Below are 20,256 nucleotides of genomic sequence, written 5' to 3' on the forward strand. Positions count from 1 at the left end.
CGCGAGGACATCGACAATGATCCCGTCCATCGACGGGATTCGCCTGGCGTCATCCGGCGCCTTTCAACAGCCGTACGAAGCCGTCAGTCGGCGGACGAGCAGCTGGAAGCGGCGGTCGGCTTCGGACACCCGACGCTGATCCAGGGTGACGCCCATCAGGAACTCGTCACGGCTGAGGCGATGAAAGTACAGCGCACCCTTCTCCACGTCGAGAACGGTGCGGGTCAATCGGCGGTTCAGGACCGATCGCAGCAGACCGTCGAGCAGATCGCTCAGGGCGAGGAACTTGGCGGCGACCTTGACGAGACCCTCCCGGCGGGCCTCCCGGCTCAGACCGACGAAGAATTCGTTGAGGTCGTCGTGGTCCATCAGGTCGGCGGCGCTCACCGTGCCGCCGCGCACCAGGGCCATGTACTGGAGGTCAYCGGGCTTCAGGACGCTGACGGCCTGGGCCTGGAACTCCTCCTCCCGCGAGTCCCCGGCGGGTGACCAACGCCGTTTGATCAGCGATGCCCAGGGATTGGCGAACACCGGCGCCGACGGCCTCGGCAACGACACGAATGGATGAGAGCCGGTGTCCGGGCTACCGTCGGCGCGGGTGGGCGACGGAAGGAACGTGCCGTCCCCCCGGTGATAGCCGCCGTAGTTGGGGTCGCCGATCCCCCGGGCCGCCCGGATTTCCGTCGCGGTCCGCGAGAGCGTCAGRTCAGCGGACTCGATGGCGTCCGCGCCGAGGGAGACCCCGACGATGTACTGCCCCTCGTCGACGTCGAAGTAGAGCACCGCCCGGTCCTGCGCGGCGAAGACCGTCCGGATTAGCCGCCCGTTGGCGAGAGCGGCCAGCGAGGTGTTCAGCTCCGTCATCCGGTGGTTTAGCTGCCGRCCGATGATCTCGTAGTCCCGGCGGGCCCGTTCCACCGTGCGTGAACCACGGAAACAGTCGGCCAGCCGCGGATGGTGCAGAAGATCGGCCGACACCGTCGGCAATCCGTGGACGTAGTACTCGAGATACTGGGCACCCGTGACAGCCACCGTCCCGCGGAACTTCTGCCGGATGCCGTTGTATTCGTCGCCGACATGCGGCGCGGTGACGATGCGGGGTTCGACAACATCATCAGGAACAGTCACCATCAGCTCATCCTTCTGCCGCTCCCGGCGGGTGGCGGCCGACGCCGGACCGGAAACCCCGGTCCGGGCGGACCGGCCGCCGGCGGATTGCCACTGTGCACTCGTCGCTCGACCTCATCACGCTACTCAGATGCTGGAGATGTCGATGTCGACTTCTCGATGGCCACGCCCACCGCCGGCCTGCCGGCCGGTGAGGACCGCCAGGTTCTCCCGCATTATCGGGAGGTAGGGATGGCTGCTGTCCAGTGACATTTCGGATTCGCGCAACAGATCCTCGTCCAGCGCCCGGGCCGCCTCGGTCTCGCCGAGGGCCGCCAGGCTCGCGGCGTGGTTCACCCCGGCGGCCAGCGCGAACGGGTGGTGCTGGTAGAGCTCGTCGACCAGCGTGAGGTGGGCCTGCTCGGCCAGTGCGCGGGACTCCGCCAGCCGCCCGTCCGCGCGCAGGTAGATGGACAGATCCGAGCGGCAGATGTTCGTGAACGGATGCTCGRGGCCGTGGAGACGTTCGTACTCCCGCAGGCACGACTCGGCCTCGACGGACGCCCGGTGGTGCTCGCCCAGCGCGTGCAGATGGCCGGYACGGCTCAGCAGGCAGGCCAGGGTGCCCAGGTCGGACGCCCCGTAGATCTCGGTGTAGCGCTCGAGCGTCTCACCGGCGAGGCGGCTCGCCGCGTCCGGGCTGCCCCGCAGGCGCAGGACGACCGCGAGATGCTTGTTGCAGCGCAGGGTCAGGTGCGTCGTCGCCCCCTCGATGCCGGCGAGGTTGGTCGCGGCCTCCCGCAGCAACCGCTCCGCCTGCTCCAGCTCGCCCAGCTCCCGATGGCAGATCCCGGCCCGCGCCTGCAGCCACCAGAACTGCGAGGTGCCCTCGGCCCCCGCCAGGCGTAGCCGCGCCATGGTGTCCAGGCTCAGGTGGAGCGCCTCGCGGGCCCGCCCGTCCAGGAAGGTGGACAGCGCGAGGTTGCTCGCGGCCATGAGGGTGTCGAGGTGGTTGTCGCCGAGCCGGTCGCGGAAACCGACCAGGGTGCTGCTCTCCTCCGCGGCTGCCTCGGCGTACCGGCCGAGCTCCCGGATGTCGATGCCGTAACTCATCGCGGTGATCAATGTGTGGCGATGGAAAATGCCCAGGTGGCGGCGCTGGCGGGCGAGGGTGTCGGTGTTCAGGTCGTACGCCTCCTGGAACCGTCCCAGACCGCGGAGCACCATGGCCAGGTGGGCGGCCATCCGCAGGGTCAGCGGGTCGTCCGCTCCGAACAGGTCGCGCCATCTGCKCAACGCATCCTCGGCGATGCCGCGGCCCAACTCCAGCCGGCCGGACCGCCACATCACATACACCTGGGACACCAGCCACTGCCGAACCTTGGGTGCCGGGCTCTCCATCGCCTCGGAGGCCAGGATCTGACCCTCCAGCATCCGGTAGATCGGCCAGCCCGCGGCGGCCGAGGGCCGCGGAGCGGCCGCGGCGATGTCCGCGAAGATGCCGAGCACCGCCTCGCGGGCGGCGGTCCGCTCGGCGGGCTGCATCCGTTCGACGAGGAGCCGCTGCCAGCGCGCGGCGAGGCGGAACTGACCGTCGGGTACGGTGTCGACTTCGGCCAGCCGGGGCTTGCGGATCTCCGCCCACAGCTCGGGCAGCACGGTCGGGTCGGCGATCGCGTCGTCCCCCACCGCCTCGGCGAGATGGCGCAGCATCACCGGGGATTCCAGCAGGGCGAGCGGCACGCCCTGCGGGGCCAGGAAGGCACACAGTTCCAGCAGCCGGGCCGCCGCCCGCCGGGTCGCGCGGTCGCTGGTGCGCAGGGTCTCGAACGACACCGTCCAGGTTGCCTGCTCGGGTGCGACCCCGGCGAGCTGGGTGAGGTAGGCGTCGACGGCACGATCGTCAACCGGCACTCCCCGCCGGTCCTGGCGAAGCCGCCCGACCGCAGTGCGCAGGCCCGACGGCTGATGCCGTAGCCGCTCGGCGATCGTCGCCAGCCGGTCCTCACCGACCTCGGGCAGCCACCGGCGCAGGAACGCCCGGCTCTCGGCCGGGGTGAACGGGTCCACCCACAACGCGCCGGGTTCACTGTCCCAGGCCGGATCCGCCGAAGTCAGCAGGACATGGCCGTTGCCGGTCGGGACGGGCAACAGCCCGGCCAGCGTCCGCGGGTCGGCGGCGCCGTCGTAGACAAGCAGCCAGCGCGCCGAGGGGTCGCCTTGGCGCAGCGCGTCCAGGGCGACCCGTTCGAGCTGCTCGCTCGGGGAACGCTGCGCGTCCGGGACGTCGCTGCCGGGACGCAGCCGCTCGGCGAGGTCGCGCAGGCCCGCCCGGACCGAGGCGGCGTCACCCGCCGAGATCCAGTGCACGATGTCGTAGTCGGAGTCGAACCGGTGCGCGTACTCGGCCGCGATGGCGCTCTTCCCGACGCCGTCCGGGCCGAGCAGGGGACACAGCCCGCTCGGTCGGCCCCCCGGCAGCAGCCGGTCGCGCAGCTCGTCCAGCACCGCGTGCCGTCCGACGAACGGCTGGGCGAACCTGGCCGGCACCGACCAGAAGCGGGGCCGGCGGGCCGGGTACCGGGGTGCGACCACCCGCAGGTCGTCGAGTCGGGCCCGCGGAACGGGCAGCCCCAGCCCTTCGAGGACCACGACCCCCGCGTCCCGCTCGTTCCGCGCGGGCAGGGAGATGATCTCGGCTCCATGGTAGGCGGAGTCGAGCCGCATCGAACCCACCTCGACGACCACCACCCCCGCCCGCGAGCCGCGCTGGCGGATCCGGGTCTGGATCTGCTCGCGCACCAGGGACTCACCCGGGGTGTCCGGGCCCAGATGCGGTGATCCGATCACGATCAGTGACTCGACGGCGGGGAAGTCGGCGGGGGTCAGCGCCATCGGGGGCAGCGGTCGGATCCGCACCCCGGTGGCTCCCAGCACCGACACCAGCCAGTCCGCCCAGGGCCGGTCCTCGGGCGCCCCAAAGATCGCCACCGACCGCGGAGCGGGCGGTCCGTACTGCTCGAAGTCCCGCAGCACCCGCTCCCGATCCTGTGGCGGGACGGGGCGCGCATCGATCGGGGCGCCGGCAAGCTCTCCGGMGAGCATCCGGTAGGCGGCCTGGACGCCGAGCCGGCTGGCGGGATCCTCCTGGAAGGCCGCCAGGACCTCCTCGTAGGCGTAGACCGCCTTGTAGGGGATCTCCAGGCCGATCAGAAAGCTCCGCTGTGCCTCCGGGTCGGAACCGCACAGGTCGGCCAACACCGGGCGGAAGGCGTGGAACGCCGCGCGGCGGCGCAGTTCCTGCTTGCGCTGCTCGGTGTCCTCGACCCGCATCGGGACGGGCAGCACCCGGATGTCCCGCTTGCTGTTACGGATCTCGCGGGCCACCCCGGCGCCGCCGTCGATGGACTGGTTGTTCAGCGCGAATCCGATGACGACGGTGTCCGGCAGGAGCTGGGTGCAGACGCCGGCCGCGTCCGAGGTGCCGGTCCGGCTGTCGATGAGGACGTAGTCGTAGTCGGCGAACCGCATGCGCTCACGCAGCGCGGCGAAATACGCCCGGCCGTCGGCGTCCTCGAACAGCGTCGACCAGGGCACCGTGGCCACCAGCACCGCGCTCGTGGACGTCTGCCGGCCGGGACCGAGGAAGTCGATCCGTCCGACGCCCGGGAACCCGGGCCACTCGATGGTCTCGATGTTGTGCCGGAAGTCGCCGTGCAGGGCGATGATCTCGCGCACCGCGTCGGCGTCCGGCACGGAGGCCTGCTCCGCGGATGTCGACGGCGGCGCGTCCTGGAGCCGGTMGATCTCCCGGATGAAACCCTGGAGCATCTCGGTGACGCCGTCACTCGAGTCCAGCTCCCTGTTCTGCAGAAACGGGCGGAAATACCGGTGCAGGCCGGGAGACTCCAGATCCCAGTCGACGGTGAGAACCCGCTTACCCGAGGCGGCGAGCAGCCAGGCGACGTTCGCCAGTGCCATCGTGCGCCCCGAACCGCCCTTGTAGGAGTAGAAGGTGATGATCTGCGCCGGCCTGCCGGCGCGCCCGCCCGGCGTGTCGTGACCCGCCGGTTCCGGTGGTTGCCTGGAAAGTTCAGTCATCGTCATCGTCCAGTTCGGCGGCGCCGGCACGACGCAGGATGGGTCGACGGGTGTGCTCGGGATCGGCCATCCGCCATCGACGCTCCCGGCCACCGGCTCGGGCCGGAGCCATGGCCGCCGAAGCCATGGCCGCCGGGGTTGGAGCCGCCGGGGTTGGAGCCGTGCGAACCGTCGAGGCCAGGGGGACCAGGGGAGCCGGCGGGATCAGCAGCGTCGCGGAGCTGCCGGCAGACCAGCGGGTGCCCCGGCCCCGACCGGCCGACACCCAGTCCGTCCGCCCCGACCGCTCGACGAACTCCACGTCACGCGTGGACAGTGCCGGCGGCTCGTCGCCGCGGGCACGCACGATCAGTTCACTGACCCGTTCGGTCAACTGCTGGTACCAKACCGAGGCGGAACCGGTCCGGATCAGCTGCAAYGCGCCGCTCGCCGTGTAGCCCGCGCCGAAGTCGCCGACAAGCATCCCCGCCTCCGCGATCTGAGCCGGCACGGGTACCGATCGGATGGACCAGGGAACACCGACCAGCGCCGGAGAGCTCCGACCGGTGAAATGGTGGTGCCACCGCAGCCGTTCCCGGAACAGCGACCACTCCAGCAGGCACTGGTGGTCGGTGAAGTAGGCGTCCGAGTACAGCGCCACCATCACCGGCGCCAGGAGCGCATCGGGATTGGAGCGGCCCCCCGTCGCCGGCGAGGACTCCGCCGCGCCGGCCGCCTCGCCAGTGAACACCTCACGATAGCCGAGGCGCTCGTAAACCGCATTCTGTACATCTCCGAAGAAACGTTCGACATAGCTGCTGTCACCGCCGGCGAGCGCGTGATGGACCAGAAAGAACGGTGTCACWGGTCCCCCTCACGCCGTTTTTCGGCGCAGGGCCTCTGCCCTACCATCGCACCCGGGCCTCCCACGTCCACGGCAGCTCGCACAGGTCGGACCACATTCTTCACCGCGGGGATCCGGGTACGGCGGGACGGTCGCGGCGCGCTGCCGCCGGGTGCCGGCCGTGGGGTGTTCGTGCAGCTCATCACGGCTCCGTGCAGCTCACGGCTGATGGTGGAACGGGGAACGGACGAGCTCCGTCACCTCGGCGTCCAACGGCGGCAGCTGGTCGCGAGCGACATCCATGACCCGGTAGGCCAGCAGACTTACATACTCCGCGAAGGCGGCGGGATGGCGCATCAAATCCAGGACCGGAAGGTTGTCATACTGACGACCAAGCTCCATATGCGCGATGTGGAGTTCACGGGCCGCCTCGGGTACCTCGGCGTCCCGCCGCAGCCAGGGCACGGGAATGATCCCGGACGGCGGGTTCCCGCCCGGCTTGGTCGCCCGGCGGATACGTTCCTGAAAAACGCCGAACTCCCGGCCGCACCAGTCGCTCTCAAAGTAGTCGTCACACCACAGCGCGACCAGCACCGGAGCCGTGCGCACCGCGTCGCGCAGCGAGGTCGGCCAGTGCTCCCCRCCGCCCAGCCGGTCGGCGTCGAAGAATCCCGTCGGCCGGATCCGGCGCCRGACCTTGCGGCGCAGCTCCAGCTCGAGCTCCCGATGGAAGATGGCCACGCGATCCCGGTCGTCGCGGTGCGCGTGGCTGGTGAAGAAGTAGTAGGTCGGGGTGCCCGACGGCCCGTGGCTGGGCGGGGGTGAGGAGGGCACTCCAGACAGCAGCGGTGGCCAGGAGGGAAGCTGGTAGGCGGGCACCGGTGATGACATGCCGGGCAGCGCCGAGCCCGCGCCGCTCCAGTGGGATTGCAGCTCGGTCACCAAGCGCCGGAAGTCCACGACGGACCGGTCGTCGCGCGGCGCGACCAGGTCGAGGGCCTGCAGCAAGGCGTCGAGCATGCCGGGATCGGGCTGGCCGACCGCCTCGCTGACCAGCGTGGTCAGGCGGACCGCGACGACCGGGGAGGTCAGCGCGATCGTGCGACCGAGGATCCGTGTCAGCTCGTCGAACCAGTGGTCGAAACCGGCCAGGTCAGCGATGTACTCCACCCGCATCAGGGCCGCGACGAGCTCGTCGACCTCCCGGGGGGGCCAGCCGTGCTTGTTGATCACAGGAATCGATGGTGCCCGCGCCGCGTTGCGCCCTACCGGGTCACGTACCTCGCCTGCGACCATGACGGCGGCCCCGGCCCCGGCTGCGGCCCCGGACGCGGCCCCGGACGCGGCCCCGGCGGGGGTTCCGGAACCACGCATCGCCTGGGCCCGGGACGACTGGTCACCGCCGGCGGCGTCCCGGACGGCCGGCGTCGGCCGCGACGCCGCCATCTCCAGCAGGCGCCGACACAGTTCCGGCGACACGACCGCCTCGCGGATCAGGTACCCGGCGATCTCCGCGAGCAGGGCGGGCCGGTGTCCGACCAACTCCCCCAGCTGGGCGGCGGTGGCCGGGTCGACCATCGGCGCCGCGCTGGTGAGCAGCATGACCGACTCGCGACGACGCAATGGCCCGATGGGCATCGTCCGGTCCCGCCAGGCGCCCACGGCGCGGTCGGCGATGATGATCACATGCGCCTCGCCGTCGGGCAGGAACTCCGCCACCTCGTCCGGACTGCCCACACCCGCGAAGATGACCAACCATCCCGCGGTGGACTCCGGCCCGGCGTCGGCCGCGCCCGGAGGGGGGCCGGGAAGTTCGGTGCGGGCCCGCTCGTAGAGCTCGCCGATCTGCCCGGGGACGGCGGCGGTCGTCGAGCAGTCCACCCACCACGAGACGTCGTAGCGCAGCTTGAACCGATGCTGGTACTCGCCGGCGAGCTCGGTCTCCCCGATGTCGGACTGGTCCCCCTCCGGCACCAGCACCACCCGCCGATGCCGGGTCAGGCCGTCCCAGATGCGTTCCAGCTCGTCGTCGCGACCGGCGAACAGCTCGTTCTCCCGGCGGCTGCGCCACACCGGGGGCGCATCGCCGGGCCGACGACCGGGCCGGGCGTAGGCGTTCATCGCCGGGCTCCCGCCCGTATCCCCGCCAGCAGTCCGTCGACCGCGGTCGGCTCGAACCGGCTCAGATCCAGCTTCGGCAGCGTCCGCAGCGGCTCGGGTAACGGTTCGCGGTCGATGACCGCCCGGATGACCTGATTCTCGAGCGGTCCCGCCAGCCCCAGCCGCTCCCACGCCTCGATCTCGGTCTCGCCGGGGTTCTCCGGGCGGGGCGGCCGGTAGTGCCGCGACAGCAGGGCCACGGTGACATCCGGCCGGCGCGCGGCGATGCGGTCAACCGTCTCGGCCAGCCGCTCACCTCTACTCTGCGCCCATCTGACCTGCACGACCCGGTGGGAGCCGCGGCGCAGCAGGTATTCGAGCCAGTCCGCCCACTCCTGGTCGGCGCCGACGTAGCTGATGGCGACCAGACGGGAGACCTCCGCCAGCGGCGTCTGCGGCGACGGTACGTCAGACGCCACCGGCGGCGTGGTTCGGCGGGAGGTGGTAGTCGGCGTGGGCACGGGGGGTGCCGTCCCGATCGAAGCCGCGCGCCGCGCCTCGTCGCCGTCGCCGTGGGTCCGGAAACCGGCTCTCCCGTTCCCGTTCACGTTCCCGTTCCCGTTCACGGACCCGGCCAGCGGAAGGAAGGGGGGCATCGCTTCCGACGGGTCCCCGGACGAGCCGGGGTGGGAGCCGAAGGCCGCGGCGGCGCGGCGCACCGCGAGGTCGGGCACCGGGTCCAGGGTGATCTGCTGGGCCGCGACGATCCGCGCCGCGAGCATGCGGACGAACCAGTAGTACCCGCCCGCCCCGAGCAGCATCTTGCGCATCATCCAGAGCAGGCCGCGCTGGCGATAGGTGTCGGGGAGTCCCGCGCTCGCGTCCGCGAGATCCCTCGTCGCGACCGCCGGGACGGGATCCTGCGTCGGACGCCACAGCACCCGGAGGAAACCGTCCTCCAGTCTGGTCGCACCGGCCTTGCTGAAATTTTCGATGCGCGAGTGGAAGACCTCCCACTCGCGCCCGCACCAGGCGTCCCYGAAAAAGGGATCGGAACAGAGCGCCACCATCACGCGGGTTCCGCCGGCGCCGGCGGCCAGGGCCAGGTCGGCGTCCATGCCGGGACGCGGACGGGTGTCCAGGATTCCGCCCACCGCGGAGCCGACCTGAACCCGCAGCTCGTACTCGAGATCGGCGTGAAAGCGCTGCACCCAGCGCCGATCCTCATCTGCCGCATAGGAGATGAAGAAGTAGTTCTTCATCGGGTACCCTCAAAAGCCAGCACCATGCGCCCCCGAACCTACCGTCACCCGGYGGACGGTGGCATCAGACGCTATCAGCCGACCGGCGGCATGGCGATGGCCACCCGCCCGGTTTCCTCAATGATCGTTCAACAACGATCGTTCAACACGGACGTGGCGGGTAGGCCGGTCCATCGAGCACGTCCCACGTTCCACGTCCCACGTTCTGTGGACGTCCACCGCCGGCCACCGGATGCCCCGGGCGGACCTCTCTGCTTTCCGTCAGATTTCCGTCAGCGCGTTTTCCCGGCGGCCTCYCTCAGCGCACTTCCCAGTGCTCGGGTTCGAGCCGAAGCCAACGATCAATCTCCGCTCGCCACCAGATCCGGGTCCCGCCCCAGGTGGCGGTGCGATTTACCACCGCGGCCGGGCTCGGCGCGGCCGGATCGATCCGGAGCCGATGGTCGACCGCCTGGCGGGTCAGACCCAGCGCCCGAGCGATGTCACCGGACCCGACAAGCAACGGTAGTCGATCCACGGTTGCCGACGTTAGCCAATTCGGGCCGGCCGATGCCGCCGGTGGCCGCGCTCCGTCCCCGGCCACGATCCTGGAGACTGCGCAACGATGYCGACACCAATCGGTCGGTGACCATTCCTCCCCAGTAGGCTWCCGGTCGTCGGACACCCGTCGCCGCTCGCGACCAGCAGGACCGGCCGAGACCGGTCGGGACAGTCTCCTGGATGCACGCACCAGCGACACGCTCATGTGCTTGGGTAGTCACGTATCGCGAACATCGCACCGGCCGGGGCCRCCGGGCCGGAGAACGTCGTGGGATCGGAGAACCGTGGGCATTGACGTCGTCAAGGGTGGAAGCGTCGCGCTCACCGGAGCCACCGACGGCCTGACGCACATCACCGTCGGCCTCGGCTGGGATCYGAATGCTCCCGGATCGGAGGAGTTCGACCTGGACGCGAGCGCCATTGCCCTGCAGGCGGACGGGCGAGCTCCCAACCGCAGCTATTTCATCTACTACAACAACCTCAGTAGTMCGCGCGGCGAGATCGTGCACCGCGGTGACAACCTCACMGGTGAGGGTGCGGGCGACGACGAACAGATCGAGGTGCGTCTCGACCTGCTGTCCAGTGCAATAACGCGCATCGTCTTCCCGGTCAGCATCCATAACGCCGACTATCGACACCAGAGTTTCGGCGACGTGACCGACGCCTATATCCGGGTCGTCAACGCGTCGACCGATGACGRGCTGGTGCGGTACGACCTCACCACCGCCGCCGCGCGGGACACCTCGATGTTGTTCGGTGAGCTCTACCGGGATCAGGACGGCTGGCGCTTCCGGGCGCTCGGCCAGGGTGGGGTCAGCGGCCTGGCTGCGATCGCCCGCAGCTACGGCCTGGACGTCTGACGCGGCCTGGGCACCTCACGTGACCTGGGCACCTCACGTGACCTGGGCACCTGACGCGGCTTGAACGTCTGACACCGCCGGGCGCCGACAGGGGAATGGCGGGCGGCGCGGCCGCTGTCCCCGGCGCCGTGGGTGTACCGGGACGGACCGAACCGGMCTGGAAGATCAGCGTGGGATGGACGTGTGCTTGAACTCGTTCAACTCGGGCCAACCGGTCRCCAGGTCGACGATGCGCTCCACCGCACGGATGGAACCCGCCGGGTCGGCACCGAGCGGCGCACGGTTCATCAGCCGGACGAACACGGCCTGATCACCGGCGATCCAGGTCGGCACGCCCCAGACGGTATGCGAGGCGACGTACTGCTCGTGCTCGGCGCGGACCTTGTCGAGAGCGCCATCGTCAACCCGGGCAAGCACCTCGTCGGCGGGCAGCCCCACCCCCGCGAGCGTCTCCTGGATGACCGCCCGGTCCTCCAGGTGACGGCCCTCGTCGTGACGCGCCGCGAACAGCGCCCGGTGGGCGGAGGGGAACAGATCCGGGTATTCGTCGMGGACGACGACGCCGGCCTGCAGGGCGAGGATCCCGGAGTCCTGCTCGGGCTTCTCCCAGACGGTGGGTTGCCCCTCCTCCACGTGCGCCTGCCCCAGCGAGAACGGGAGAAAGGTGACGTTCCAGTCGGCACCGGCCGCGAGACCAGTCAAAACGTGTTCATGTGCGTTGCGGGCGAACGGGCAACGGTAATCCCAGGTGATCGCGAAGGTGACAGAAGTCATGTCGCGGACAACACCGGGGCCGGTCCCGGTGTTCCAGCCAGCCCCGGTGTTCCAGCCAGCCCCGGCAGCCTGCTCAGCGGCAGCCTGCTCAGCGGGCACCGCGGCGCCGGCCTGATACCCGAGGCGGCGGAGGCTGCCGCGGCATCGGGTGGGGCGCCCGGCCGGGTGGATCGATCCCGGCCGGGTCCAGGCCCCGCCGCGCGGCGATCAGGCCACGCAGGTAGACCACGGTCGCGATGATCACGGTGATGTCGTCGATCAGGCCGATCGGCCCCAGCGGAATCTCCGGGACGGCGTCCACCGGGGAGATGACGTAGGCGAGGCCCGCCAGGGTCGCCACGAGGCCCCGCAACGGCAGCCGGTACTTCCGGACGGCGACCAGCGCGGCCACGGCCAGCGCCAGGACGATCATGACGAGAGCCCCGAGGGCGACGAGCAGCCCGATTCCGACGCTGTCACTCATCGCTGCCCACCACTCATCGCTGCCCGCTGTCGTTCATCGCTGTCCACTCCCGCAAGATCGGCTGGATCCGTCGGCTCATCGTGTCGTCCTCGAGGGATCGTCACCGATCCCTCGCGATGATCCTCGATCAGGATGCCCACCCGGCGCCATCTCGAACACCGGAACAGCATTTTCATCTGGCGGACACGCCGGTGGCCGCGCCGGTAGGCTTCGCCTTGTGTCCCGGACGGATTCCCCGGTTTCGCCCGGGCGGCTGCTGGCCGTCAGTGACGTGCATGTCGCCTACCCCGAGAACCGGCGGATGGTGGAGGACATCGCACCCGGATCATCCGACGACTGGCTGATCCTCGCCGGTGACGTCGCCGAGACGATCRCCGATATCGAGACGACGCTCAAGCAGCTCAGCGGGCGTTTCGCGAAGGTTGTCTGGGTGCCGGGGAATCACGAGCTGTGGACTCCCAAGCAGGACCCGGTGCAGCTGCGCGGCGAACAACGCTACCGGCATCTCGTGGAGATCGCCCGCGGGCTGGGCGTCGTCACCCCGGAGGACCCTTATCCGGTCTGGGAGGGCGCGGGCGGCCCCGTTGTCGTCGCGCCGTTGTTCGTGCTCTACGACTACACCTTTCGGCCCGCCGAAACGGCGACGAAGGAGGAGGCGCTGGCCCTGGCCCGGGAAAGCGGGATCGTATGCACCGACGAATGGGTGCTGCACCCGGACCCGTATCCCACCATCGACGCCTGGTGCCGGGCCCGGGTCGCDCAGACCCGGGCGCGCCTCGGCGACATCGATCCGACAATGCCAACGGTGCTCGTCAACCACTGGCCACTCGTCCGWCAGCCCACCGCGGTACTGCGGTACCCCACATTCGCGCTGTGGTGCGGCACCACGAGCACGGCCGACTGGCACACGCGGTTCCGGGCCAGCGCTGTCGTCTACGGTCATCTGCACATTCCCCGCACCACCTGGTACGACGACGTCCGCTTTGAGGAGGTCTCGATGKGCTACCCTCGGGAACGCGCGGCGTGGGGCACGCCATGGTCCGGGCTACGGCAGATCCTGCCCTTCCCCGCACCGCCGGCCCGCCGGGACTGAGCGCGATGCCAGGATCGAGTTCCACGCCGGGATCGAGATTGGCGCCGGGGGCAGGCTCGGCGCCGCCGGGGGCGCCGGCTTCGACGTCAGGGACGGCTACCGGAGTAACGGGTACCGGAGTAAAGAGGGTGGATCCGCGCCTGCTCGCGAGCCTGCTGCCCGCCGCGGCCGTCGCCGTCGAGGCGTTTGAGGACGATCCCTCGGCTGTGCTATTCCCCGAGGAGGCTGCGCTGCTGAGCCGCGCGGTCGACAAGAGGCGCCGCGAGTTCACCACCGCCCGGGTATGCGCGCATCGCGCGCTGGAGGGGCTCGGACTTCCGGCGGCGCCGATCCTGCCCGGTTCCCGCGGCGCACCCGGCTGGCCGGACGGAGTGGTGGGAAGCATCACCCACTGCGCCGGCTACCGGGCGGCCGCGGTGGCCCGGGCGGCGGAGGTCCACACCATCGGCATCGACGCCGAGCCGAACGAGCCCACACCCGGCGGGGTGCTGAAGGAGATCACCGTTCCCGCCGAGGCGGGCTGGCTCGCGGCCCTCACCCGCACCCGCCCGGCCGTCTGCTGGGACCGGCTGCTGTTCAGCRCCAAGGAGTCTGTCTACAAGGCGTGGTACCCGTTGGCGGAACGTTGGCTCGGCTTCGGGGACGCCGCCCTCGTGATCCACCCGGGCACCGCACCTATGGGCCCGCCGGCACCGAGCCCGGCCGCCCGGKGCACCTTCACCGCGAAACTCCTGGTGGCGGGACCACGGCTGGCCGGCGGTGAGCTGACCGGCTTCGGCGGTCGTTGGCTCTCGGCCCGCGGCCTGCTGGTCACCGCGATCACCGTGCCGCACCTGGACGGCATCCCCATGACGACGGCATCCCCCCAGACGCATCCTGCCTATCCAGAGGGATAAATCGGACACGAAAGGCTCTGGAAAGACAAGGAACCGAATCCTGGTCAACGGCCGCCGCACGGACCCACCGGACGCGACGCTAGGCAGGGTCGTCCACGTCCACGACGATCTCCCCGCCCAGCACGAAGCCTCCGGACAGACGCAGGTCGTCACCGCTCCAGAACGGAAACGGCGTGCCCAGACCTCCACCGCCGCACGCAGGTCGTGCAACTGCACGCCGCGCTGATGCGTGCCCGCCCAGACGTCCGGCAACGATTTCCCAGCTCGGCGTGCCACATCAGCGGCGGAAGATCGTCAACGACCACCGCCATGCCGACATGGTTCACCGGGCTGTTGGTCGTCGTCTGGATCGCCCGGTCCGCCGCCGTGCGGCCGCGGAACAGCCACAGGTCGCCGGTCCGCCTCAGTTCCAGGGCATCGGCCAGGCTGATCCGCGAATCAGGCATGCCGGTAGCATGCCGCAGCCGACGCCCCGCAAGCCGACRCTGATGGTTCGACTCCCACCTGACCGGGCTGGGGCTCGGGCTGGAGGCGAGCCGGGTCCGGTCGGAGCGTTCACGGCCCGTTCTGGAGGTCACGGACGGTGCAGCGGAGACCCGGAACGCGGTCGAGTTTCCGGTTGGCCGTGACAAGGTCGGCGTTCAGGGTTTCCGCGAGCGCGATGTAGGCGGCATCGTAGGGCCACATGTTGTGGYGTAGTTCCCAGATCCGGGGGAGGAGCGGGGCGTGGCCATAGCGTCGCAGGTTCATGCGACCAAGCAGTTCCAGGGCACGTGATGCTTCGCCCTCGGGCAGCTTCCCACCGCGGGCGAGGCCGCGCAGCGTCGAGGCGCATTCCAGGTCGACCGCGTGCGGCGCGGCGATCCGCTCCCGGGTGGCCAGGGCACGGACCACGTCGGCGACGTCATCCGTGCCGACCAGAAACTCCACCAGCACGGAGGTGTCCAGGACGATCATCCACGGTCCGCGCGCRTCCGCGCTATCGCGTCCACGACGTCGGTCGCGGTCACCGTGCCGCGGGAGGCGATCGATCGGGCCTGGTCCGCGGCTTCCTCGGCCGTGAGCGTCGCCGCCTCGCCCTCCAGCAGCTGCAGCACATACTGCTGCAATGACCGGCCCGCGCGCGCGGCACGGACCTTGAGGATGGTGAGGGTCTCCTCCGGCACCTCGCGGACATGAATCGTCGCCATGCAAGCATTTTAGTCCCACCGCAAGCGCCATGCCATCAGCGCAGCGGGACGGTGTTGAGCGCCCGGTGCAGGCTGCCGAACTGCTTGTGATGTTCGTCAAACGGCACCGCGACGGTCTGGATCCCGAACCGCGACAGCACCGGTTCGGTCCAGGGCGCACTCGCCGTGGATACCAGGGCGGCCGGCTCCGACCGGAGGACCGATTCCGGCGGCGCGAAGGCCGGTAGGAAGAACACCCCCGCGGCGAAGGCCGCGACCATGTCCGGTGCCAGCGGACAGACGGCGAGATTGATCGTTCGCAGGGCGTCGACCAGCGTCGTCTCCCGGCCGGCGACGCCGTCGCGTTCCACCACCGCCGGGGCGTGCAGCCGATCGGCGGCGACGAGGGCGATCCCCGGGCCGAGGCCGAGCCAGGAGTTCAGATGGGGCTGGCCGTCACGCCGCAGCTCGTCGCGGACCCGCACCACGTGACCGAAGCTGGCCAGCAGATGCGGACGCAACAGCCCCCAGACCGCCGGGCTGGTCCGCCAACCGGTGCCGAGGACGGCCACATCGCCGCAGCTCACCAGATCCCCGCCTTCCAGGAACAGCGGCTCCGGGACGCGGACCTCGGCCGATCGGCCCCGCAACCCGCGCAGCACGGCCGCCATGACGACCGTCTCGCGGGCCCGGTCCCGGCGCCGCAACCGGCCGACCGCGACCGCTTCACCGAGATCGACATAATGATCACGAGGAAACATCAACCCGGCCAGGGGACGCAGAGCGTAGCTCTCGTCCGCCTGGTCGGGGCCGATCACGCCGCGGGCGGCGCCGGGGTCGAGCAGCAGCCGCGGCTGGCGCAGCACCACCGGCACCAGCGCCGGCGCCGACCAGTCGTGGAGCGCCTCGCGGGCGGCGGCCATTCGCAGGTCGTCCTCAGCGCTGACCGCGCGGACGGCGAGCTCGATCAGGACCTCCCGGGGCAGCGCCGCGAGGATCTCGGACGGGGCACAGGGACGGGCCCCGAGGTCGGCGAGCGCCGCTCGCACCGCGGCGGACTCGGCCGCGGCCCGGACCGGGTCGTAGGACGGACGGGGTGCCAGGAACACCGACGTCTCGGCCGGCTGCACCACCGTCGGATTCTGGATGAGAACCGTCGACCCGGTCATCCGGTAACCCCGGTCATCCGGTGACCAGGTCGCGACCGCGCCGGCCCGGCACCCCCGACACCGGCACCCCCGACACCGGCACCCCCGACACCATCACCCCCGCCGCGACGGCGGCACCCGCCACGGCGCGCCCTCGGCCCCCATCGGCCAACGAGGAGAAAGGCACGGAAAAGCGGAACACGGCCGCGGGGAGAGCGTGGAAGCAGCAGCCGTAGACAGATCGACGGCGATGTCCGTACTCACCCGCCGGACGCCGACCCACAGGCCAAGAATCATCTATCCGATTTCTCGCTGGCGCGTTCCACCTCGGCATTATGCGACCAGGACGCGGAGCCCGGGATAGCGCGGGTACGCGACGTGCCGATCGGGCAGGCGTTTACGTGTTCATAATCAGGGTGAGCGACGGCGGCAACGGAATTAGATCCGCATGACAGCCGCGCCGAACGGAGCCCCTGCCGCCGCCACGCGCACCAGCCCGGCGGCGCGTGCCGCCGTGGCCTCGGCATCCATCGGGGTCGGGCCGACCGCCAACACCTCGCCGATGCGGTCGCCCGACGAGCGCAGCGGCGGGATGGACGTGCCCGGGGTGACCGCCAGCGCCACCCGCCGCACCCCGGGCACCGCCCGCGCGACCTCGACGCCGTCGACCGCGTCGACCCGACCGGGTGAGGCACTCAGGAAGCGGATCGCCGCAGCGGCGCTCGCCACCGCGGCCGGCGCGGGCCGCCCCCCGGAAAGAATCTCCAGGTAGTCCGCGGCCAGCGAGGTTCCGTAGGCCAAGTCGATGAGTTCGACCAGACTGTCACCGGGGATCCGCCCGGCGCACTCGATGAGCACCGGGTCGTCCGGGCAGCGGGCGGTCAGCATCCATTCGGCGTGCAGGATGCCGTCCCCGAAGCCGATCGCCGCGATGAGACGCGTCAACGCGCGGCTCAGCACGGCGGTCCTGGCCGCGGGTCCGGGGGCCGGCACGACGTGCCCGGTCTCGACCGGGTGCCGCCCGGGCAGCACCCGCTTCGCCGTCACGTTGACGAAGCTCGGCACGCCGTCGCGCACCAGCGCCTCCACGCTGAACTCCGCGCCGACCATCCGGCTCTCCACCAGGTAGCGCCAGTGCAACGGGCGGTTGGGAAGCGCGCCGTCGTCGAGGGCGGCGACCGTCGCCGACCAGATGGCCGCCAGGTCGAGCGGCCCGTCCTCCACCGCGTCGAGGATCTGCACGCCGAGACTGCCGTGCCGGTTGGCGGGTTTGAGCACCACCGGGCTCTCCACCCCGAAGGCCGCGAGGTCATCCGGGCCGAAGACCTCCCGCCAGCGCGGGGTCGCGATGCCCGCCGCCGTCGCCGCCCGGCGCAGTTCGATCTTGTCCGACAGGCATCGGGCGGCCCCGACTCCCGCGCCCGGCAGGCCCAGTGCGGCCGCGGCCAAGGCCGCGGCGGGGACGCTGTACTCCAGGGCCGGGACGACGGCGGTGAAGGGTCCCCCGGTGGCCGCCGCTGCGAGYACGACGGGGAGGAAGTCCTCGCTCTGGTGGTAGGCCGCCGGGAGCAGGGCCGCCACGCAGGGCAGCTTCTCGACAGCCGGCCGCACTCGCCGCCGGTCGATCAGATCCGGGTCCTCGACGAGGGTGACACTGCCCGGCGGCAGCGCCGAACCCAGCTGGTTGAGCAACGCCTGCCCGAATCCGATCACCAGGACACGCACGGGACGGTCTCCTCTCTTGGCATCCTCCCGCCCTCAAGGACGGAGCCTGCGCGCTACGTTTCCCGGTCACKTCGTCAGGCCTCGACCAGACCGCGGCCGCGGAACCCGGCGGCCGGCTGCCTCCACAYGATCCTCGACGTCGAAGGGAAGGACATAGAAGGGAAGGACATCGGGGGAAAGAACGGACGCCGCATCGGCCGGTGACTCCGCGGGCGCGCCCGGTACCACTGCGGAGCCCCGGAGGAATGTGACATAAAAAGGAACCGCGACTTTGACCACGGCCACTCTGAACAATAATGGAAAAAATATCGTATAAATTTCTGAGATTTTCGGTAGGTCCGCCCCGGATCACTCATCCGGGGTTCGATCCGATAGCCCGGTGAAATTCGGAGTGGAAAATTCGCCGTCCACCATTGAGATCCGTCAGGAGACGTTCCATCAGCATCACTCGGACGATGCTAACAGCCGCACACGACGGACGAGGCGGCAACCACGGAGCACCGGAAATGGTTACCCCTACTTARCATAGCGATCATGCGGCGGAGGGCGCCGTCGGGAGACCGGCCCACCAGGCTCGGGGCCGGTCGACTCCCCGGATCGGGACGCGCGGACTCCCGGCCCCCGCGGACTCCGGAAGACCGGAAGCAGCAGCACGACGTCACGAATCGTTACGAATCGCCATGAGTCGTCACGTGTCATCACGCGACGAACTCGCCGACCAACCAGACGAGCACCATCGCGACGCCGGCGGCGAGCTCCACGACCACACCGACCCCGAAGGCGACGATCGCGGCCCAGGTCGTGCGGCCCGCCRCTCGCGCATCCCCCAACCGCACCAGCTCGGCCAGGTAGATCCCGACCACTCCACCGATCAGGAGCCCGACGACCGGCACTACAAAGAAGCCGATGATCGCGCACACCGCGCCGATGGCCAGGCTGGGCCACGGCACCCCCCGACCGGCCGTAGCCCGAGCCGGCAGGACGTACTTGGTGAGCGCCCCGATCACGAACAGCGCGGTCATGAGCGCCAGCACGATCCAGYGACCGACTCCCCCACCGTCCGCGATCACCCACCACAGACCCGCGCCCCAGACCAGGACGAGGCCCGGCAGTACCGGGAGGACGACGCCGACCAGGCCGACGRCCATCACCAGAGCGACAACTAGCAGCCCACCGGTACTTATGGCGCGACCTCCTTCACCGGCATCTCCCGATCTCCCGCGACGGTAGTGTTGCTCCCCACCGCCRCGGCAGCACTGTTCCCCGCCATATTGTTCTCCGCCATGCGTCGACCCACCTCGGCGAAGGCGGTGCGCAACTCGGCGGGGGCGAGCACCACGACCCCGTCCGCCAGGACACACAGTTGGCTGAGCGCCACCTGGAGCCCCTCCGTCGCGAGCTCCACCTCCCGCCAGCCGTCGGCGTCAGTCGGGCCCGCCGCACGGCCTGCAGATGCAGGAGCAACGCGGTGAGCCGGCTCGATCGCACGTCTGGGAAGCCTAGCCGTGAACCAGGACAGCAGATGGCAGAGTTTTCATGTCACGATGGCGCGGTGACGACATCCTGGCGCGACTTCGAGGCCGCGCAACCCGCCCTCGCCAAGACCGCGCGCACCCGGTTCGCGGCATTCCGCCATCACATCCTGGCTACCGTGCGTGCCGACGGCTCCCCGCGCACGAGCGGAATCGAGACGAACTTCCGGTTCGGGGAGCTGTGGCTCGGGAGCATGCCGGATGCGCGCAAGTCCCGGGACCTGCGTCGCGACCCCCGCTTCGCCCTGGCCGCCAATCCCGGGCCGGGCCAGGACCTGGCCGGCGGCGACATCCGCGTCTCCGGGCGGGCCCGGTGGATCAACGATGAGGAGGTCCTGGCCTCCTTCGCCACCGAGGTCGGCCCGCCGACGCCGTTCGACCTCTTCCGCGTCGAGCTCACCGAGGTGGTCCGCACGAGCGTCGACGAGCCGGCCGGGGAGATCGTGCTGGAAAGCTGGCGACCGGGCTATCGAGGGGTGCGGGTGCAGCGCCGTGGCAACGGGCCGGTGCGCGAAACCTGGGCCGAGGAGTAGACCATCACGAGCCGCGGGACGGCGTCAACATCGTTGACTATCATGATGCCATCGACGATGAGACCAACGATCCCAAGGCGCCCCGGTCCGACGACGAGAGCCCAGGCTCCGAGGACACCCGGGAGGGTGA

18 protein-coding genes and 1 pseudogene are annotated in these 20,256 nt (G+C 70.5%); 4 read left to right on the forward strand and 15 right to left on the reverse strand.

All coding sequences use genetic code 11. The features are described from left to right. Nucleotides 1–63: 63 nt before the first annotated feature. From Manayef4_RS20880 to Manayef4_RS20905, 6 genes are all read right to left on the reverse strand, one after another. Entirely contained in the window at nt 64–1,131 is a 1,068-nt protein-coding gene (locus Manayef4_RS20880; protein ID WP_070133029.1) for a hypothetical protein, read from the reverse strand. 123 nt (nt 1,132–1,254) lie between these two features. Then, nucleotides 1,255–5,208: an FxSxx-COOH system tetratricopeptide repeat protein gene (fxsT, locus tag Manayef4_RS20885; RefSeq protein ID WP_070133187.1), complete on the reverse strand. Its 3,954-nt coding sequence runs from the start codon at nt 5,206–5,208 to the stop codon at nt 1,255–1,257. After that, nucleotides 5,201–6,052 carry a hypothetical protein gene (locus Manayef4_RS20890; RefSeq protein WP_035910626.1) on the reverse strand — a complete coding sequence of 284 codons (852 nt, stop codon included), beginning with the start codon at nt 6,050–6,052 and terminating at the stop codon, nt 5,201–5,203. The genes fxsT and Manayef4_RS20890 overlap by 8 nt, the downstream gene beginning before the upstream one ends. A gap of 198 nt (nt 6,053–6,250) precedes the next feature. Next, complete coding sequence (locus tag Manayef4_RS20895) at nt 6,251–8,152, reverse strand: toll/interleukin-1 receptor domain-containing protein (protein ID WP_070133031.1); 1,902 nt, start codon at nt 8,150–8,152, stop codon at nt 6,251–6,253. Beyond that, on the reverse strand, nt 8,149–9,393 hold the full coding sequence (locus Manayef4_RS20900) for a toll/interleukin-1 receptor domain-containing protein (RefSeq protein ID WP_070133033.1): 1,245 nt from the start codon (nt 9,391–9,393) through the stop codon (nt 8,149–8,151). Before Manayef4_RS20900 ends, Manayef4_RS20895 begins: the two co-directional genes overlap by 4 nt. A gap of 298 nt (nt 9,394–9,691) precedes the next feature. Then, nucleotides 9,692–9,910, reverse strand: a complete 219-nt coding sequence (locus Manayef4_RS20905) for a hypothetical protein (protein ID WP_035730521.1) — start codon at nt 9,908–9,910, stop codon at nt 9,692–9,694. Nucleotides 9,911–10,217: 307 nt separating this feature from the next. Between Manayef4_RS20905 and Manayef4_RS20910 the strand changes: the two genes are divergently transcribed. Next, nucleotides 10,218–10,793 (forward strand): TerD family protein, encoded by a 576-nt coding sequence (locus Manayef4_RS20910; RefSeq protein ID WP_070133035.1) that lies wholly within the window; start codon nt 10,218–10,220, stop codon nt 10,791–10,793. Nucleotides 10,794–10,958: 165 nt separating this feature from the next. Here Manayef4_RS20910 and Manayef4_RS20915 read toward each other — a convergent pair whose 3' ends face one another. Further along, entirely contained in the window at nt 10,959–11,666 is a 708-nt protein-coding gene (locus Manayef4_RS20915; RefSeq protein WP_254665776.1) for a DsbA family protein, read from the reverse strand. Next, entirely contained in the window at nt 11,656–12,030 is a 375-nt protein-coding gene (locus Manayef4_RS20920) for a DUF1232 domain-containing protein (RefSeq protein WP_011435945.1), read from the reverse strand. The genes Manayef4_RS20915 and Manayef4_RS20920 overlap by 11 nt, the downstream gene beginning before the upstream one ends. A 217-nt stretch (nt 12,031–12,247) precedes the next feature. Between Manayef4_RS20920 and Manayef4_RS20925 the strand changes: the two genes are divergently transcribed. Further along, nucleotides 12,248–13,123 carry a metallophosphoesterase gene (locus Manayef4_RS20925; RefSeq protein WP_070133038.1) on the forward strand — a complete coding sequence of 292 codons (876 nt, stop codon included), beginning with the start codon at nt 12,248–12,250 and terminating at the stop codon, nt 13,121–13,123. A 140-nt stretch (nt 13,124–13,263) separates the two neighbouring features. Continuing rightward, complete coding sequence (locus Manayef4_RS20930) at nt 13,264–14,019, forward strand: 4'-phosphopantetheinyl transferase superfamily protein (RefSeq protein WP_070133189.1); 756 nt, start codon at nt 13,264–13,266, stop codon at nt 14,017–14,019. Between the two features lie 165 nt (nt 14,020–14,184). Here Manayef4_RS20930 and Manayef4_RS20935 read toward each other — a convergent pair. From Manayef4_RS20935 to Manayef4_RS20965, 7 genes and pseudogenes are all read right to left on the reverse strand, one after another. After that, nucleotides 14,185–14,465: pseudogene (locus Manayef4_RS20935) on the reverse strand (hypothetical protein); the annotation flags it as partial. 109 nt (nt 14,466–14,574) lie between these two features. Then, the gene (locus Manayef4_RS20940) at nt 14,575–14,976 is read right to left on the reverse strand and encodes a type II toxin-antitoxin system VapC family toxin (protein WP_070133039.1); all 402 of its coding nucleotides are present in this window, start codon (nt 14,974–14,976) and stop codon (nt 14,575–14,577) included. Further along, nucleotides 14,973–15,209, reverse strand: a complete 237-nt coding sequence (locus Manayef4_RS20945; RefSeq protein WP_070133040.1) for a hypothetical protein — start codon at nt 15,207–15,209, stop codon at nt 14,973–14,975. The genes Manayef4_RS20940 and Manayef4_RS20945 overlap by 4 nt, the downstream gene beginning before the upstream one ends. 35 nt (nt 15,210–15,244) lie before the next feature. Beyond that, on the reverse strand, nt 15,245–16,357 hold the full coding sequence (locus Manayef4_RS20950; RefSeq protein WP_011435939.1) for an arginine deiminase family protein: 1,113 nt from the start codon (nt 16,355–16,357) through the stop codon (nt 15,245–15,247). A 417-nt stretch (nt 16,358–16,774) separates the two neighbouring features. Then, a complete protein-coding gene (locus Manayef4_RS20955) occupies nt 16,775–18,061 on the reverse strand; it encodes an ATP-grasp domain-containing protein (protein ID WP_011435937.1) in 1,287 nt (428 codons plus the stop codon). Between the two features lie 698 nt (nt 18,062–18,759). After that, nucleotides 18,760–19,209 (reverse strand): DUF456 domain-containing protein, encoded by a 450-nt coding sequence (locus Manayef4_RS20960; protein ID WP_070133042.1) that lies wholly within the window; start codon nt 19,207–19,209, stop codon nt 18,760–18,762. A gap of 32 nt (nt 19,210–19,241) precedes the next feature. Continuing rightward, nucleotides 19,242–19,583 carry a WYL domain-containing protein gene (locus tag Manayef4_RS20965; RefSeq protein ID WP_083282613.1) on the reverse strand — a complete coding sequence of 114 codons (342 nt, stop codon included), beginning with the start codon at nt 19,581–19,583 and terminating at the stop codon, nt 19,242–19,244. Between the two features lie 30 nt (nt 19,584–19,613). On the opposite strand from Manayef4_RS20965, the gene Manayef4_RS20970 reads away from it, so the two are divergent. Further along, on the forward strand, nt 19,614–20,126 hold the full coding sequence (locus tag Manayef4_RS20970; protein ID WP_232234933.1) for a pyridoxamine 5'-phosphate oxidase family protein: 513 nt from the start codon (nt 19,614–19,616) through the stop codon (nt 20,124–20,126). Nucleotides 20,127–20,256: the final 130 nt, after the last annotated feature.

Source organism: Frankia sp. CgMI4, assembly GCF_001756285.1.
In the GTDB taxonomy this organism is placed as follows: domain Bacteria; phylum Actinomycetota; class Actinomycetes; order Frankiales; family Frankiaceae; genus Frankia; species Frankia casuarinae.